This window comes from Virgibacillus necropolis (assembly GCF_044793635.1).
Taxonomy (GTDB): domain Bacteria; phylum Bacillota; class Bacilli; order Bacillales; family Amphibacillaceae; genus Virgibacillus_F; species Virgibacillus_F necropolis_A.
Window position 1 is genome coordinate 3625465 of sequence record NZ_CP084992.1, and the last position, 15620, is coordinate 3641084.

The window sequence follows — 15620 nt, forward strand, 5'->3', positions numbered from 1 at the left end:
ATGTTTAATTTATGTATTAAATAATTGATGCCTTTCATGAAACTAACGGGATGAAGACTCCATGTAATAAAATTTCAAATTATATAATATACAGGTTTGGCTAAGGAGAGATAATCAGATGATCGGGAACAAGATTAAAAAGAAGTATGGTCGTGCTCATGCAAGGAAAAAAAGACGTGGTTGGTATATTCATCTTTTGATTTTTGTAATTGTACAGCTTGTTTTTTCTACTTTTGATGGTTTTTCAGATTGGCCAATATTCAACCTGAATCCTTATGGGGAATGGTTTGTATATGATCTAAATCCTCTTGGAGAATGGTTTCAGATCTACAAAAGCCAAGAGATTAATCTGTTGAATTTTATATGGGTAATTACTTTGATAATACATGGTCTCGGTTCACTTTCTTACACAATTTGGCCAAGGAAGGATAAGACCTCTACTAGTTCATATTAAAACATTTTTACTTTCGTAATTAGAATTGAAAATTACAGTGCGGGTAATAGACTGAATTACAGATGGAGGATTCAAGGGTATGCACATGAAAAATTTCATACTTCATGGAAATATATTGATAGTCGAAGTGAAACTGAATGACACCGACTACATTATTGATGTTCAGTGGAAAGAGCCAAGAGAGCCATATGAGGAAACCTGGGAACTAAAGTCTTATTCCAACAAGTCAACAGGTGCGAAAGATTTACCCAAGGAAAAAATTGATGAATTCTTGGAAGCAATTAATGCGAAATGGAATTGGCATATTGAGTAATAACAACTTGCAGCATAAAAAAAACCCTTTCTTGAATAGGGAGGTAGAATAAGCTCAATTGAATGAACGTACTAAGTTCCAGCTAAGTTTTAACGTCAGCCAGTGATTGAAAATGGGGGAGGGGAATAAACTTGAATTCTAGGGTAGATCATGCAGTTTTAAACAATGTAGCATGGTGTGGAATCGTATGTGGAACTCACGGAATAAAACACACTATAAAAGGCAATCTATGGGGCTTGCATAGGAAAGCGCCGACTTTCTATCCGGAAATAATTACGGTTAGCAGGAATGCAATGAGCGAAGAGGTAAGGTACTTTATTGAAAACGGAGATGTTTCCAGTATTAAAGATAGTTACACAAATCTTGATCTGCTACCTTATGGATTTACCATACTGTTTGAGGCAGAATGGATTTATCACGCATCCGTATCTATTGTGAATTCTATTCAATCGACTTGGCGAGTAATTACTACCGAAAAGGATTTAGCTGAATGGACTTCCGCAAGTGATCTCGAAAATGTAATTAAACCTAATCTATTAAAATTTAGTGATGTTAAAATTTTTATGAATGAGAAAAACGGTGAATTATCCGGATTTATAGCTAACTTGAGTGCTAATGTTGTGGGAGTTTCCAATGTTTTTTCAACAAGTAATGAAAGTGTGTGGGAAGATATCCCTGGCCAGGTTTCAACTGAATTTCCAGGAGTGTCCATGGTAGGTTATGAGCACAACAATGATCTTAAAGCAGCCCAATTATCTGGTTGGACTTCGATAGGACCGCTCCGTGTGTGGGGTAAACAGTAGTCACCAGTGAAAATAATTGCCCTAATACCAAAAGCGTTATTCAATAAAAGAAATAGAATGCCGCATCAAGGAAGTCCTTAATGCGGCATTCTTAATGTGCAGTTATCAATCGCTGGTTTTGTTCTGATCATTGTTCAGAATAACTGCAAACAACTTGTCCCACCGATTTTGCAGCAATGAGAAGTGCGTCTTCATCAATATCAAATTTTGGATGATGATTGAAATACGCTTTATTTACTCCTTTTGGTTTGCAGCCAATATAGAAGAAACAAGCAGGTATTTTTTCAGCATAATATGAAAAATCTTCTGATCCGGAGAACATAGGAAATTCTGCAACATTATCGAGATCGTCCATGCTTTCTAGACTTGTTTTAACAGCTGCTGTAATTTTTGGATCATTATACAAAGGCGGGTAATCTTTTGTGTACGTAAGCTCGCAGTTAACATCAAATTCTGCTTCAATCCCTTTTACTATTCGATGGATTTCTTTATCTATTAACTGTCGTGTTTCCTCAGTCATATAGCGTACATCCCCTTCAAGTTCTACATTATCTTTGATAACATTGAAAGAGCCTTTTCCATCAAATGAACCAATTGTAACAACACCCATTTCAAACGGATCTAATCTACGGCTGATAATAGTTTGAGCGGCTGTTACAAAGTGGGAAGCAGCCACAATCGCATCATTTGCCATATGAGGTGAAGAACCATGCCCACCTACACCTTGAAGATTCAGTTTGAAATAGGTTCTGCCAGCCATTGCATAACCGCTACGATACCCCACATCACCTGCTGGATTTGTCGGGAATAAGTGAATACCAAAAATAGCATCCAAATCGTCTAACACCCCAGAGTCAACAATACTTTTTGCTCCGCCTGGCGGTACCTCTTCCGCATGCTGATGAATAATTTTTATTGTACCAGCAATTTCAGATTTTAATTGAATAAGACAATCAGCGAGAACTAATAAGTATGCTGTATGTCCATCATGTCCGCACGCATGCATAACTCCCGTATTCTTTGATCTAAATGGAACATCGGTTTCTTCAACAATTGGTAACGCATCAAAGTCTGCCCGAAGACCTATCGTTTTCCCAGGCTTTCCTCCTTTAATGGTCACTATAATCCCATAGCCATTTCCAACATCCGTTTGTACTTCTACGTCTTTTCCTTTATAAAAATCTGCGATATACTGTGCTGTTTTCTCTTCTTTAAAAGACAACTCCGGATTTTCATGTAAATAACGACGAATTTGAATCATTTCCTCTTTACGGGATTCTAACATTTCCATTAATTGATTTCGCATCATGTTATGTCTCCTTTGTTTTCCAGTATCGTAAATAAGTCTTCCGATTCCTATTTCTCTATTGTAAAACATGATTGAATATTATGCCGTAATTTCGATTTCTTCTATTTCATCTGCGATTGTCAAAGTGGCAATCACCGACAATAAATCTCCAAGTTGATTTTCTTAGTATAAATTCCTGTTTAATGTTTAAAAGTTTTTGCAGGAATATGAATTGTTATCTTGAATTTATTTAAAGTAATGAAGTTAATCAAGGCTTGAAAAATTTATTGGAGAGAAGGGGAAAGAATGGGAAGAGTTATTGGATTCGAATTAAGTAGCCAGGAGCCTGAAAAGGCGGCTAAATTTTATGCAGAAGTTTTTGGGTGGAAAGTGGCTGAACCGCATTGGGACTACTGTGCTGTCGCAACCGGAAATGAAGAAAAACCTGGAATAAATGGAGGCATTGGAAAAGGCCCACAGGATCACCCGCATGGCACGCGCATACAACTTGAAGTTGATTCAATTGAGGAGATGATTACAAAAGCAAAGGATAACGGTGCCATGATTGTAAGAGATAAAATGGAGTTTGACGATTTTTATCTTGCATACTTAGTGGATCCTACCGGAATTGGTTTTGGTCTTATTCAAAAAAAGAATGATAGATAGGCGAAAGGAAGGAGAATTGCATGTCACAACCAATATTAAAAGGGATGGAAGGTGTATTAATACCTGTAAAGGATCCAAAAATATCAGCTGAATGGTATGAAGAAGTATTAGGATTCAAACCTATCGATATTGAAAAAGAAGCCATTGTTATGAAGATTGCAGAAGAGTCACAAACCGTAGTATGTCTTGTAAGAACCGCTAATCATCAACCCATGAAATTTCCTGATAATAACTTTGAAGTTGGACAATATTATAACTTCATCCCTAAAGATCTTGATGAGACTTATCGACAGTTGACAGAGCACGGTGTAAAAGTGAATCCAATTGGTGGAGAAGGAACTTTTCGATACTTCTCATTTTACGATCCCGACGGAAATCCTTTGGGTGTCTGTCAATGAAATTACATATGTAAAAGGGCATATTTTAAGATGAATAAATCTTCATTGGGTGTCGTCTATTTTAATACATGAAAAAGAAGCTGCAGGGAGTTGATGCTACAGCTTCTTAATAGCATATTATATTTCATAATCACCCAATAATTTCTTTAACCAGCGAATTATGGTTCAGTGCACTCATCTGTTCGGAGTTAGCGCCGACGCCGAGATGTGTGTATTCATCTACTCGTAAACTATCATTATAAAGGTGAACAGTATCACCGGATTTTACGTCCTGATCAACGGTGATAAGCATATGGCTCATCATTAGGGCGCCGATTGGATAGCGCTTGCCATTGATCATGGCGTCATGTTTTGCACGTGTTCTGAGGACACCGTCGCCGTAACCAATATCACATATTGCTACACGGCAATCGGTTTCTGCTTTGAAAGCACTTGAGTAACCTGAGCTTTCGCCTTTTTTTAGATCCAATGTCTGGATAACGTTTGTACTAAGGGTTATAACAGAAGGCGCTGTGTTTGTATCAAGTTCATGGTAAGGTCTTGATCCGTATAACAGGATGCCGAGCCGTGCATGTGTGTGGTCAGGAAAAAGTTCGTCTCGCATGTAAGATGCGCTATTTTGAGCGTGAATGAAACGGAATCCACGTTCTGATGCTCTAATTTCATCTAGAAGTGTCAGCCAGTTTTGTTTTTCTAGCTCGTATTCTGGTGAATCGATTTCATCAGCAAACGCGAAATGCGTCCAAATACCAGTGACATTAACAACAGTTTTGTCGAGCACTATCCGCATGTCTTCAGCATCATCAAATCCAGATCGTCGTAAAAGGTTTTTGTACTCCAGATGTACTTCAATTCCTTCAAGTTCGTCCTTGTATTTTTGGTAAAAGGTCAGCGAAGGAAGCGTCATTGCGATGTTGTAGGTCCTTAGCGTTTCGAATTCGACCGATGGATTCATTAGGAAAATATAAATATTCTCACTCATCTTTCGGAGTTCAATCGCTTCAATTAATGATGTGGTTGCAAAGGCACGAATACCAGCTTGATAGAAGGTCTCGAATGCTAGATTGAGTCCAATATTATAGGCATTATTTTTCACAACCGCAAGCACGTTAGTGTTGGCTTGGATGCGTTTCGCCTGTTGATATAAGCGTTTCCGATTGATTTGTAGTGTTGCTGTCATTGCTGTTCACCAAACTTCTCAAGGATTTTTTCAAAGTAGCGGACTCCGGCAAGTAGGCTATTCTCATCAAAGTTAAACGATGATGTATGGAGGCCACTTGTATGGTTTTCATTCTGTACACCTAAAAAGGCGAAGTTTGTTGTTGCGACTTGGCTGTAAAACGAAAAATCTTCTCCAAATAGATACGGCTTTTCTTTGATGATTAACTCAAGCTCTAATTCTTTGGCACATGTTGAAACAAGCGGGAGGTGTGTTTCATCGTTCACCACAGGCGGATAGCCTTCAGCGAATTCAACGCGGGACTGCGTACTGAACAGCAAATCACTGCTTTTTACGATCTTTTCAAGTTTCTCTTTAATAATAGCTAAATCATTCATATCATATGTTCGAATTGTACCTTCCAGATAGCCGGAAGAGGCGACTGTATTGATTGCTTCACCTGATTGCATTTTTCCGATATGAATAATGTTCTGATTCAAGCCACTCAGATGAAAATTCTGAAGCTGCTGTATTTGTGTTACCGTATGATGCAATGAACCGAGTGCACTTGCACCAGTTTCCTTATTCGCAACGTGGGCAGATGTGCCTTCAATATAGATCCGGTATTCCGTTGCACTTGCAGTAAGTGGCCCACCTTTTGTTAAAAGTGTGCCTTCAGGATTGTCGGGCATAAGATGCAGGCCGAAAATTGCTTCAAGAGCATACTCGTCAAACGGGAATGCTTTAACCAGATGGTTGGCACCGCCCATTGATTCTTCAGATGGCTGGAAGATTAATAGTACATTGTGTTTTAGCTTACTAGAATCCTGCATTTCCTTGCATCGTTCTGCAAAAGCGAGAAGCATCGCAGTATGGCCGTCATGACCACACGCATGCATAACGCCTTTATGCTGGGACTTAAATGGGATGTCGTTTGATTCTTCAATCGGAAGTCCGTCAATGTCCGCCCGGAAGCCAATCGTCGTATCTGAATTGCCCTCGAGGTAAACAATGGTTGCTGTCTCAAGTGGGGTCAGGTAGGAAATACCATGCTGTTCCAACGTTTCCCTGATATAAGCAACTGTTTTGAACTCTTGAAAGCCGAGTTCAGGTATTTGATGAAGCTGTCTTCTATGTTTTGTTAACGTTTGTTGTAACTCCATGTTTTTCACTCCAAAATGTATTGAAAATGTAGCAGTCATTGTTAAAAGTTAAGGTCATTGTTAATCAAGAGCCAGCTAATGTTGATCGAAACACAGACAAACTCGGGAGACACGCACCCAAACCCGGGAGGCGCGCATTCAACTCGGGAGACGCGCACCTAACTCGGGAGACGCGCACCCAAACCCGGGAGGCGCGCATTCAAACTCGGGCCACACGCACCGCCCCTAGCAAGCTATCAATTACTGATTCAACTTTCTCAACGCTTGAACAATCTCCCTTTTTCCACCTTGTACTTCGCTTGCCTGTTTGATGACGCGTGCGGGAACGCCAGCGACAACTGCGCCTGCTGGGACGTCTTCTGTGACTATACTTCCTGCTGCTACAATCGCACCAGCTCCGACTGTTACACCTTCGAGTATGACTGCATTAGCGCCGATCAATACATCATCTTCCACGACAACTGGACTTGCGCTTGGTGGCTCGATTACGCCTGCTAATACTGCGCCTGCTCCAACGTGTACATTTTTTCCTGTCGTCGCACGTCCGCCAAGTACTGCGTTCATATCAATCATTGTACCTTCACCGACAATTGCTCCAATGTTGATGGTAGCGCCCATCATGATAACTGCATTTTTCTCGATAACAGCATGTTCACGGATAAATGCACCAGGTTCAATACGCGCATTGATTTCTGTTGCATCGAGCAATGGAATAGCGCTATTCCGGCGGTCTTGTTCGATGGCAAGATCGGTGAGTTTATCTTCGTTTGCTTCATAAAATGGTTTCCATTCGTTCAGGTCAACGAAAATCGTATAAGATCCATCATTACCAAACACCTTAAAGTTGTCAGGGAAATCCGTTTTTTCAAGGTCCGTGTTTACGTAAATCTTTAGTGGTGTTTTCTTTTCTGAGTTACTGATATATTGGATAATTTCTTCTGCTGTAAATTCTTTCATTTTCTATTCATCTCCTAAGTTTGAGTAAGTATAGTAACCATTTTCTTTGTTTATAAGTTTTTCCGCGACATCAATCGCACCGTTTGCGAAAATGTCCTTTGATTGCGCTTTATGCTGGATTGTGATTACTTCGTCATGGCCGGCATAAAGGACTTCGTGTTCACCAACGATTGTCCCGCCGCGAACAGAATGAATGCCGATTTCATTTTTCGTACGTTTTATATCCGTTGTAGATCGATCATTCACTGGCTCCGCGTCATCTCGGGAATCTTTGATTGCATCATACAGTTTTACTAGTGTACCGCTCGGAGCATCCACTTTTTGGTTGTGATGCTTCTCCGTTAGTTCAATGTCATATCCTTCAAGTAGGGGAGTCGCAAATTCTATCATTTTCTTTAGCATATGTACGCCGTAGCTCATGTTAGCACTATAAAAAATCGGCAGATAATCCGCTTTTTCTTTCATCATACCGACGAGTACTTCTTTTTCTCCTGTTGTTGCAATCACGTGTGGAATGTTCACACCGGATTCAAGTAGCGGTTTTGTAAGGTCCGGATGCGAAAAATCAATGAGTGCATCAGCATCCGGAAGTCCGATAAATTCGGTGAAAACGGGGTATGGAATATTCTCTCTTTCTGCTTGCAATACGACCCCTGTGATTTCATGCCCGCGTTCTTCCGCGAGCTTTGCGACGCGCTTATTCATAGCCCCATATCCGATAAGGATTAGTTTCATGTTACACACCTGCTTTCAATGAATCGAATTCATGAATTAGTTTTTGCTGCTCAATTTCTTCTAATGGCACAAGCGGCAAACGAAGTTCATAGTTGCCAAAACCAAGATGGGCAGTTAGTGCTTTAATCGGAATAGGGTTTACGTCGACATTTAGCGCAGTAAGAAGCGGATAAAGTCGGTAGTGAATTGCCCTTGCTTCTTCAAAATTGTCTAATGAATGCTCATACATTGTTTGATATTCGTTTGGCAGTGCATTTGCAGCAACCGAAATTAATCCGTCACCGCCGAGCGCTAAAAATGGAAGGGCGGCATCATCGTTCCCGCTGTAGAATGCAAACGACTCATCTGCCAGCAATTTCACTTCTGAAAAATAATTGAAGTCGCCTGTTGCATCTTTCAGCCCTACGATGTTCTTGTGTGTGCTCAGCGTTTGTACTGTTTCTGGCGCAATTGTCATGCCAGTTCTTGCTGGGACGTTATAAAGAATTGCTGGCAGATCAACAGCGTCCACGATTGTTGTGAAGTGCTGAATAAGACCACGCTGGCTCGTTTTGTTATAGTACGGGGTGATGAGCATCAGCCCGTCTACACCAATAGCTTTTGCATCCTTAGAAGCTTCAATGGATGCTTCTGTTGAGTTGGAGCCAGTGCCTGCGATAACAGGCACTCTTCCTGCAGCTGTTTCCACCGCAATTTCAAGAAGATGGTTTTTCTCCTCTCGTGAAAGGGTAGAAGCTTCCCCGGTTGTGCCATTAATTACGAGGCACTGAATGTTGTTTTCAATCAGAAATTCTAGATGTCGCTTGAAGCTGTCGTAATCCACTTTGTTATTGTAAAAAGGTGTTGCGACCGCTGTACCAATTCCTGTGAATAAATGTGCCATATATTATCCCTCTTTCGTATTCATAAGTTGTTGTAAAATCTGTACGGCGTTCAAAGCTGCCCCTTTTAATAAATTGTCACTTGTCACCCATAAATGGTAGGTGTTTTCGAAACTATCATCTTTTCGAATACGCCCGATGAACACTTCTTCTTTACCTGATGAAGTCAGCTGCATTGGGTATAGATTGTTTTTTGGATCATCCTGTAAGACGACATGTTCGTTTTGGTCGAATAAATGCTTTAATTCCGCAACAGTCGGTGCACTATTCAACGTGATGTTAATCGCTACAGCGTGGCTGTTTTCAACAGGTACACGTACACAAGTGGCAGTGACTTTTAATTCCGGAAGCCCAAGAATTTTTCTCGTTTCCTCGATCATTTTCACTTCTTCTTTCGTGTAACCGTCTTCCCCGAACACATCGATGTGCGGAAGGGCGTTGTTGTAAATTGGGTGGGGGTAGTTTACCGGTTCTTCGCCATTTTCTCCACGTTTCAAGTCTTCAATACCTTTTACACCTGATCCTGAGACGGCCTGATAAGTTGTGTAACTTGCACGCGAGATACCATATGCATCTTCCAATATTTTTAAGGGAATAACTGACTGGATCGTCGAGCAATTTGGATTGGCGATGATTTTGCGGTTCAACGTTGGCTTATTAACTTCCGGTACAATAAGATCGATAGATGGATCCACTCGGAAAGCGCTTGAGTTATCAATGACGATTGCTCCGTTTTGTTCAAATAGGGGAGAGAACTTCAGGCTCGTGCTACCACCAGCTGACATGAGCACATAATCAAAGCCTCCATCCGTTTTTTCTTCTGTCAATTCCTCGACAAGATAAGTTTCATTTTTGAATGACAACGCAGTGCCTGCAGATCGTTTGGATGAAAAAAGTACGAGTTCATCAATACGAATATCTTTTTTCTCCAGCAATTCCATCATTTTGCGGCCCACAAGTCCTGTGGCGCCTACTACAGCTATTTTTACCATTTAAAAACCCTCCAAAATTATAATTCAAAGCGTTCGCACAATTGGTGTGCAGCTTTTTCACCGTTATGTGCATCTACTACATAGGATATGCTGATTTCGGACGTTGTGACCTGGTAAAAGGGAATATCCGCTTCAATGAGCGTCCGGAAAACTTTCGAAGCGACACCAGTCATATCACGCATCCCTGAACCAATCACAGACACTTTAACAAAGTGGTTTTCAATTTTGAAATACAGTTCCGGATAGTCCTTCTTCAGACGAAAAAAGATCTTTTGTATCTGTTGTTCCTCCGTATCTTTCATTGTGAAAGATATCTGGAGCCCCTCATTGTTGGCGATTTGGGAAATCATATCGACGTTAATTTCTTCCTGTTCCAGATTGATGAACGCTTCTTCCATTAGACGCATATCATGTTGCGGATAGTTCAGGGTCACATGAATCATATCTTTATCGAGTGCGACGCCTGTGACTGCTTTCTTCTCAAGCATTTCAGTTTTGGACATTACCCAAGTTCCTTTCTCGTCCGATAGTGTTTTGCCTAAATAGATCGGAATGTTGTAGTTATTTGCTATTTCGACGCTTCTGGCAACGAGAACTCCCGATCCAAGCGCACTCATTTCCATCATTTCTTCATAAGACACTTTATCGAGCCGTTTTGCCTGTGGATATATTCTGGGATCAGTGCTGTAGACACCTGCAACGTCTGTATAAATTTCACAAGGGCATTCCTGTGCCGCCGCAAGGGCTACAGCTGTTGTATCAGAACCGCCACGTCCGAGCGTCGTGACTTCATTGTCCGTATTAAAGCCTTGGAAACCAGCAACGATCAATATGCTGTATGTATCAAAGAGTTGCTCGACCAGCTTAGTGTTGACCTTAGAAATTTTGCTTTTCAAGTGATGGCCAACAGTCTCAATACCAGCTTGGTATCCAGTAAGTGGCTTTGATTTAATACCAATATCATTCAGGATAATGGACAGATAAGAGATTGTCTGTTGTTCGCCGGTCGTCAAAAGAAGGGCTAAATCCTGCTCGTTCGGCGAATTGGTGATGGAACTCACCTGTGCCATAAGATCATCTGTTGTTTTGCCCATTGCACTGACAACGATAACCAGCTGTTCACCCTGTTCCACACGACCTTTTAGGTAGTCTGCGATATTCTTGATTTTCTCGAGACTGCTGACACTCGTTCCACCAAATTTAAGTACATTTCTATTCATGAAACTGCCTTCTTTCTTAGAACAAAGGCGCAAGCGCCCGTTTATTGGCGTATGTCCTGGAAAGCTCCATATGAGATAAAGGAAACACGAAGAGCGAATGCGATTCGATGTTGACTTATCGTAAGGAGGAGCCTGAAGGACACTAGCCAATGGGCGCTGGAGCTGGACGTGGCTGATTATGTAGCTCAGCTTTCCTCATTGTTCTAGTTCTATAGTTTATAAGTAAAAAAAACAAGCCGGCAAATGCCGACTTGTTTATAAACGTCCTATATACAAGTGGAAGCACCCCATTATTACAAAGAATAATGACAGCCTGCATACTATTAATATACAGTCCAACTTAGTCCCATCTGCAAACAGAACACCGTTTCGGCAAATCTCCCTTTCACTTATTACAACTTGCAGTAGTTTTACGTAATAAGATACTGATGATCTTTGCTCCTCATCCATTTCATATTCAATTATGTTTCAAAGTTGTTATTGATTATACGAAAGTTTCAAAGAATTGTAAACCCTAAGATAATAAATTTTTAAAAAAGGGGTTATTTTATCGGAACTGCACCTCAAGAATTAATCCTGGATGCAAACAAAACTTCTTGACGAATAAAAAACCAATTAGTATGATGGTGAAAATAAAAATTGAGGGGGTTAATCCATGAAATTCAAGTCAAAAAGGCTTTCTAACATACCTCCTTATAAATTTGCAGAAGTACAGAAAATGAAACAGGAAGCATTGGAAGCGGGAGTAGATGTGATTGATTTAGGGGTGGGCGATCCTGATCTTCCTACACCAAAGCATATCGTAAATAAGCTTGCGGAAGAATTACAGAATCCTGCTAATTTAAAGTACCCAAGATTTACAGGAGCTCCAGAATTTAGAGAAGCGGTTGCTGATTTTTATAAGAAAACGTACAATGTAGAGCTTGACCCGGAGACGGAAGTTCTTGCGCTGATCGGGTCTAAAGAAGGGATTGGCCATTTATTACCAGCAATCATTGATTATGGTGATTACGTTTTAGGACCTGATCCAGGCTATCCAGTTTACCGGATGACAACACTTTTAGCTGATGGTCAGTATTATAATATGCCTGTAGATGTGACGAATGACTTTAAACCAAATTTTGACAGCATTCCGAAAGATATCTTGGAAAAAGCTAAAGTAATGTTTTTAAACTATCCTAGCAATCCAACGGGTGCTACGGTAGAAATTGATTTTTATGAGCAAGCAATTGAATTTGCCAAAAGTCATGAAATTGTAGTAATCAGTGATTCAGCGTATAACGCGGTAACCTATAACAATTATAAAGCGCCAAGTATTTTGCAAGTAAAGGGAGCAAAAGAGTTAGCTGTTGAGTTTGGTTCTTTATCAAAAGCCTATAGTATGACGGGATTTCGGATTGGATATGTTGTCGGAAATAAAGAAGCTATTAAATCATTATCCATATATAAAAGTAACGTTGATACTGGGGTATTCACACCAATTCAGAAAGCGGCTGCACATGCTTTAACGACTGATCAAAGCAGTGTTACCGAATACAATCTGATCTATAAAAAACGAATGGATACAATGGTGGCGGCACTTCAATCAATTGGAATCGATGCAAAGCCGATCAATGGAGGGTTTTTCATATGGTCTCCAGTACCTGAAGGATATACGTCTGAACAATTTGTTGCTACTGTGTTGGAAAAAACGGGCGTTATTTTCACCCCTGGGAATATTTTCGGACCAGGAGGAGAGGGATACTTTCGGGTATCGTTTTCCGTTCCAAATGAAAGAATCCAAGAAGCCGTGGAGAGGATTCGAGAGAAGCTGGATTTTTAGCTGTAGATTTACGTAGGAGCTAGTTTTGTTGGATAAGTAGATAAATAGTGTACTTGATATTATAGAAAGGCTGGACTCTAAACTTTAAGTGAGAGTTCAGCCTTTTTAGCACTTTATCGCTATAAAGCGTATATAACAACTACAAAGTGAATATTAATCTACTTAGATAGTACTATGAACATAGTGCTTATTAACCATTAAAAAGATTCGAATTTGGAGGTTTTTTTATTGGTATTAAATAAAAAGGCTATAGAAACTGGGTTGAGTATGGATGACATGATCAAGGAAGTTGAAGCAGATTTTTTTGTAGGTAGGAAAAAAGAAATTGAATTATTTAAGCGTCATATTGGTCCGGATAATCAGTACGAAAAAGTGTTATTTATTTATGGAACGGGCGGGATAGGCAAAACATATTTGCTGTCCGAATTTGCTCGAATCTCCGAACAAAAGCAATTATTATTTATAAAGATGGATAGCGAAGATTTTCTCCACACACCCTCAGATTTTGCGACATATCTACTAACACTAGTAGAACTGAAAAATACTGTTCAATCCCGCAACAGCAATGTCCTGAAAAATTGCTTACAAACCCTAACAGATATAGCCTTGAAACAAAGAATTATTATTACTATTGACTCCTATGAAAAGATGGATGATCTTGATAGATGGTTTCAGCAGGTATTTATTCGCCACGTTAGCCCAAACGTATTGTTTGTAATGGCAGGACGAAATCCACTAAAGGGTGAATGGGAAGAATCTCCTGCATGGCGAAAGGTAACGAAACAAATTGAACTAAAGGAATTCAATTTAACGCAAACACACACCTATTTAAGTCATTATGATATTGGAAGCGACAACCTTGTTAAGACAATGTGGCACTATACAAATGGGCATCCGCTAACACTTTCCTTGGCTGCACTCACGAATAAAAATGAAAATATCGACAATTCTACAAAACTGCTAAAAGAACAAATGCCACAAGTACTTAGAAATCTAACCCAGAGATGGCTTCACGAGAAAGAAGCAAATGAAGTACACAGTTTAATAGAAGTTGCGGCTGTCTTACACAGTTTTGACCAAACAAGCCTATCTTTTGTTTTGGGGCAAAAGGTTACTATAATCGAGTTTAATAAACTAACTGCTTTGTCCTTTATCAAATCTACGAGGACTGGTTGGGCAATGCATGATTTAGTCAGGGATGCAATCAGAACGGAATTAAAACATCGTAATGTTGAACATTTTAATACGCTGAGTGAGCGCTGTGCGGCATTTTATTATCGTAGAACCATTGCAACACGGTCCTTGTATGATATTGCTCAGTTTTTTTATCATCTTGATAACGAATTTATTCAATCTGTCCTTTTTAAAGATACAATTGATGCATCTATCTATTTTGAGCCTGTCGCCGCGCATAACATCCATGAAGTTATAGCGTTTTTTGAACACAAAAAGAATCATTTAACGAAAAGCGATGCCGAGTTTTACAACAGAGGTTCCAGTAATTCCTTCCATTTCCATGCTTCTTTACAGCATAATAAAAAAGAATCGGAATTGATGCAAACAGAATATATACAAAAAATGGGATATGATATAGCTCGTTTATTAAAAAATGAAGCCGGAAAAACAATCGGGCTATCCGTTATTGTGCCTATAAATAAAAACACGTTAAAGCATTTATCTGTAGAACCAGTCTCAAGAGCTTACTTTGAAAAGTTAAATGATGAACAACTGAAAGGGTATAGTGTTTCAGATGACAGGAAAGCGGGTTATTTTATACGAATGCTGGACTACACCGATCCAAAAGACACATCCGCTCGTTCTTTTTCTCTATATAGTTTATTTCCGTTACTGCTTTCAGGTGGGGAAATTATTGTATCAACACCATTATCTTTTTTTCAGGATTTACTTAAAAGCTTTGGATTTCAGGAAGTACCGGGAACGACGCATTACGATTACGGGGAAAACTACCCCTCACCGACATATCTTTTAGATGTTAGTGGACCAAAATTAGCTGTGTACCTAAAACAATTTACTAAAAGTACTTACGGCGTTTATGAAAATAACCAAATGAAGACTATTACAGAAACTTTTTCTTTTACAGACAGGGAAGAGGATATTGTTAAACGTATAGTTGATGAAAAAGGAAACGCAGCTATAGCAAAGGAATTATATATAGCTGAAATAACTGTTAAAAAGCATATTTCCCGGATTCTTTCAAAGGTGGGTGTCAAGAACAGAACACAGTTAATAAAACGAATCATGGAACTGATTTAGGTATAAGGGGGACAGAACTTATCGACTGTCTCCCTGATGCTCTACTTTAAAAGCTTATATTTCCCAATAATAGGTAGTGGCTTTTTTGTCCCGTTTGCTGCATTAATAATCCCAAGTATCAATAATACGATTAAAAACAAACTTCCTAATGGCAAGATTAATAGCCAACCGATTACTGGTATTATTGTTCCAACGATGGATACGACTAGCCAACTAAGAAATAATAGTAACCCTTGATTGGCATGGTACATAGCAAACTTTGAATCTTTTGCTGCAAGAAGCGGTATAAAGAAAATGATATATGCCAAAATAGCCATCCCTTTATTTTCTTTTATATCTGCTGATTCATCTGGGTCATCAATTATTGTTGCTTCTGGTTCCATTTCTTCAGTCATAAAAAACACCTCCTTACATGCAAAATTTAACTAGATATTGATTTCTATTTGAAGCGTTAACTTTCCTTTCGCGTTTTTTAAACCTTAGCATGAAAGTTGA

16 protein-coding genes and 1 riboswitch are annotated in these 15620 nt (G+C 39.6%); of the genes, 7 read left to right on the forward strand and 9 right to left on the reverse strand.

Annotated features, from left to right (window positions below; genetic code table 11):
- Positions 1-118: 118 nt before the first annotated feature.
- The 3 genes from LG329_RS18000 to LG329_RS18010 all read left to right on the forward strand — a co-directional run bounded on the left by LG329_RS18000 (position 119) and on the right by LG329_RS18010 (position 1570).
- The gene (locus LG329_RS18000; protein ID WP_404452218.1) at positions 119-454 is read left to right on the forward strand and encodes a YfzA family protein; all 336 of its coding nucleotides are present in this window, start codon (positions 119-121) and stop codon (positions 452-454) included.
- A gap of 79 nt (positions 455-533) precedes the next feature.
- Entirely contained in the window at positions 534-767 is a 234-nt protein-coding gene (locus tag LG329_RS18005; RefSeq protein WP_404452219.1) for a hypothetical protein, read from the forward strand.
- Between the two features lie 131 nt (positions 768-898).
- The gene (locus LG329_RS18010) at positions 899-1570 is read left to right on the forward strand and encodes a hypothetical protein (RefSeq protein ID WP_404452220.1); all 672 of its coding nucleotides are present in this window, start codon (positions 899-901) and stop codon (positions 1568-1570) included.
- Positions 1571-1697: 127 nt separating this feature from the next.
- Here the strand turns inward: LG329_RS18010 and LG329_RS18015 are convergent, their stop codons facing one another.
- Positions 1698-2876 (reverse strand): M20 family metallopeptidase, encoded by a 1179-nt coding sequence (locus LG329_RS18015; RefSeq protein WP_404456768.1) that lies wholly within the window; start codon positions 2874-2876, stop codon positions 1698-1700.
- 288 nt (positions 2877-3164) lie between these two features.
- Between LG329_RS18015 and LG329_RS18020 the strand changes: the two genes are divergently transcribed.
- Both LG329_RS18020 and LG329_RS18025 read left to right on the forward strand, forming a co-directional pair.
- Positions 3165-3524 carry a VOC family protein gene (locus tag LG329_RS18020; protein ID WP_404452222.1) on the forward strand — a complete coding sequence of 120 codons (360 nt, stop codon included), beginning with the start codon at positions 3165-3167 and terminating at the stop codon, positions 3522-3524.
- 20 nt (positions 3525-3544) lie between these two features.
- On the forward strand, positions 3545-3922 hold the full coding sequence (locus LG329_RS18025) for a VOC family protein (protein WP_404452224.1): 378 nt from the start codon (positions 3545-3547) through the stop codon (positions 3920-3922).
- 130 nt (positions 3923-4052) lie between these two features.
- Here the strand turns inward: LG329_RS18025 and LG329_RS18030 are convergent, their stop codons facing one another.
- From LG329_RS18030 to LG329_RS18060, 7 genes are all read right to left on the reverse strand, one after another.
- A complete protein-coding gene (locus LG329_RS18030; protein ID WP_404452225.1) occupies positions 4053-5102 on the reverse strand; it encodes an alanine racemase in 1050 nt (349 codons plus the stop codon).
- On the reverse strand, positions 5099-6244 hold the full coding sequence (locus tag LG329_RS18035; RefSeq protein WP_404452227.1) for a M20 family metallopeptidase: 1146 nt from the start codon (positions 6242-6244) through the stop codon (positions 5099-5101). Before LG329_RS18035 ends, LG329_RS18030 begins: the two co-directional genes overlap by 4 nt.
- A gap of 240 nt (positions 6245-6484) precedes the next feature.
- Entirely contained in the window at positions 6485-7201 is a 717-nt protein-coding gene (gene dapD / locus LG329_RS18040) for a 2,3,4,5-tetrahydropyridine-2,6-dicarboxylate N-acetyltransferase (protein ID WP_404452228.1), read from the reverse strand.
- 3 nt (positions 7202-7204) lie between these two features.
- The gene (gene dapB / locus LG329_RS18045; RefSeq protein WP_404452229.1) at positions 7205-7936 is read right to left on the reverse strand and encodes a 4-hydroxy-tetrahydrodipicolinate reductase; all 732 of its coding nucleotides are present in this window, start codon (positions 7934-7936) and stop codon (positions 7205-7207) included.
- Position 7937: 1 nt separating this feature from the next.
- Positions 7938-8819: a 4-hydroxy-tetrahydrodipicolinate synthase gene (dapA, locus tag LG329_RS18050; protein WP_404452230.1), complete on the reverse strand. Its 882-nt coding sequence runs from the start codon at positions 8817-8819 to the stop codon at positions 7938-7940.
- Between the two features lie 3 nt (positions 8820-8822).
- The gene (locus LG329_RS18055) at positions 8823-9809 is read right to left on the reverse strand and encodes an aspartate-semialdehyde dehydrogenase (protein ID WP_404452231.1); all 987 of its coding nucleotides are present in this window, start codon (positions 9807-9809) and stop codon (positions 8823-8825) included.
- A gap of 17 nt (positions 9810-9826) precedes the next feature.
- Entirely contained in the window at positions 9827-11029 is a 1203-nt protein-coding gene (locus LG329_RS18060; RefSeq protein ID WP_404452232.1) for an aspartate kinase, read from the reverse strand.
- Between the two features lie 272 nt (positions 11030-11301).
- Positions 11302-11483, reverse strand: a riboswitch (Lysine riboswitch).
- 201 nt (positions 11484-11684) lie between these two features.
- On the opposite strand from LG329_RS18060, the gene LG329_RS18065 reads away from it, so the two are divergent.
- Both LG329_RS18065 and LG329_RS18070 read left to right on the forward strand, forming a co-directional pair.
- Entirely contained in the window at positions 11685-12851 is a 1167-nt protein-coding gene (locus LG329_RS18065; protein ID WP_404452233.1) for an LL-diaminopimelate aminotransferase, read from the forward strand.
- Positions 12852-13079: 228 nt separating this feature from the next.
- Positions 13080-15125 carry a LuxR C-terminal-related transcriptional regulator gene (locus tag LG329_RS18070; RefSeq protein WP_404452234.1) on the forward strand — a complete coding sequence of 682 codons (2046 nt, stop codon included), beginning with the start codon at positions 13080-13082 and terminating at the stop codon, positions 15123-15125.
- 41 nt (positions 15126-15166) lie between these two features.
- Here the strand turns inward: LG329_RS18070 and LG329_RS18075 are convergent, their stop codons facing one another.
- Positions 15167-15520: a DUF4870 domain-containing protein gene (locus LG329_RS18075; RefSeq protein ID WP_404452235.1), complete on the reverse strand. Its 354-nt coding sequence runs from the start codon at positions 15518-15520 to the stop codon at positions 15167-15169.
- Positions 15521-15620 lie beyond the last annotated feature (100 nt).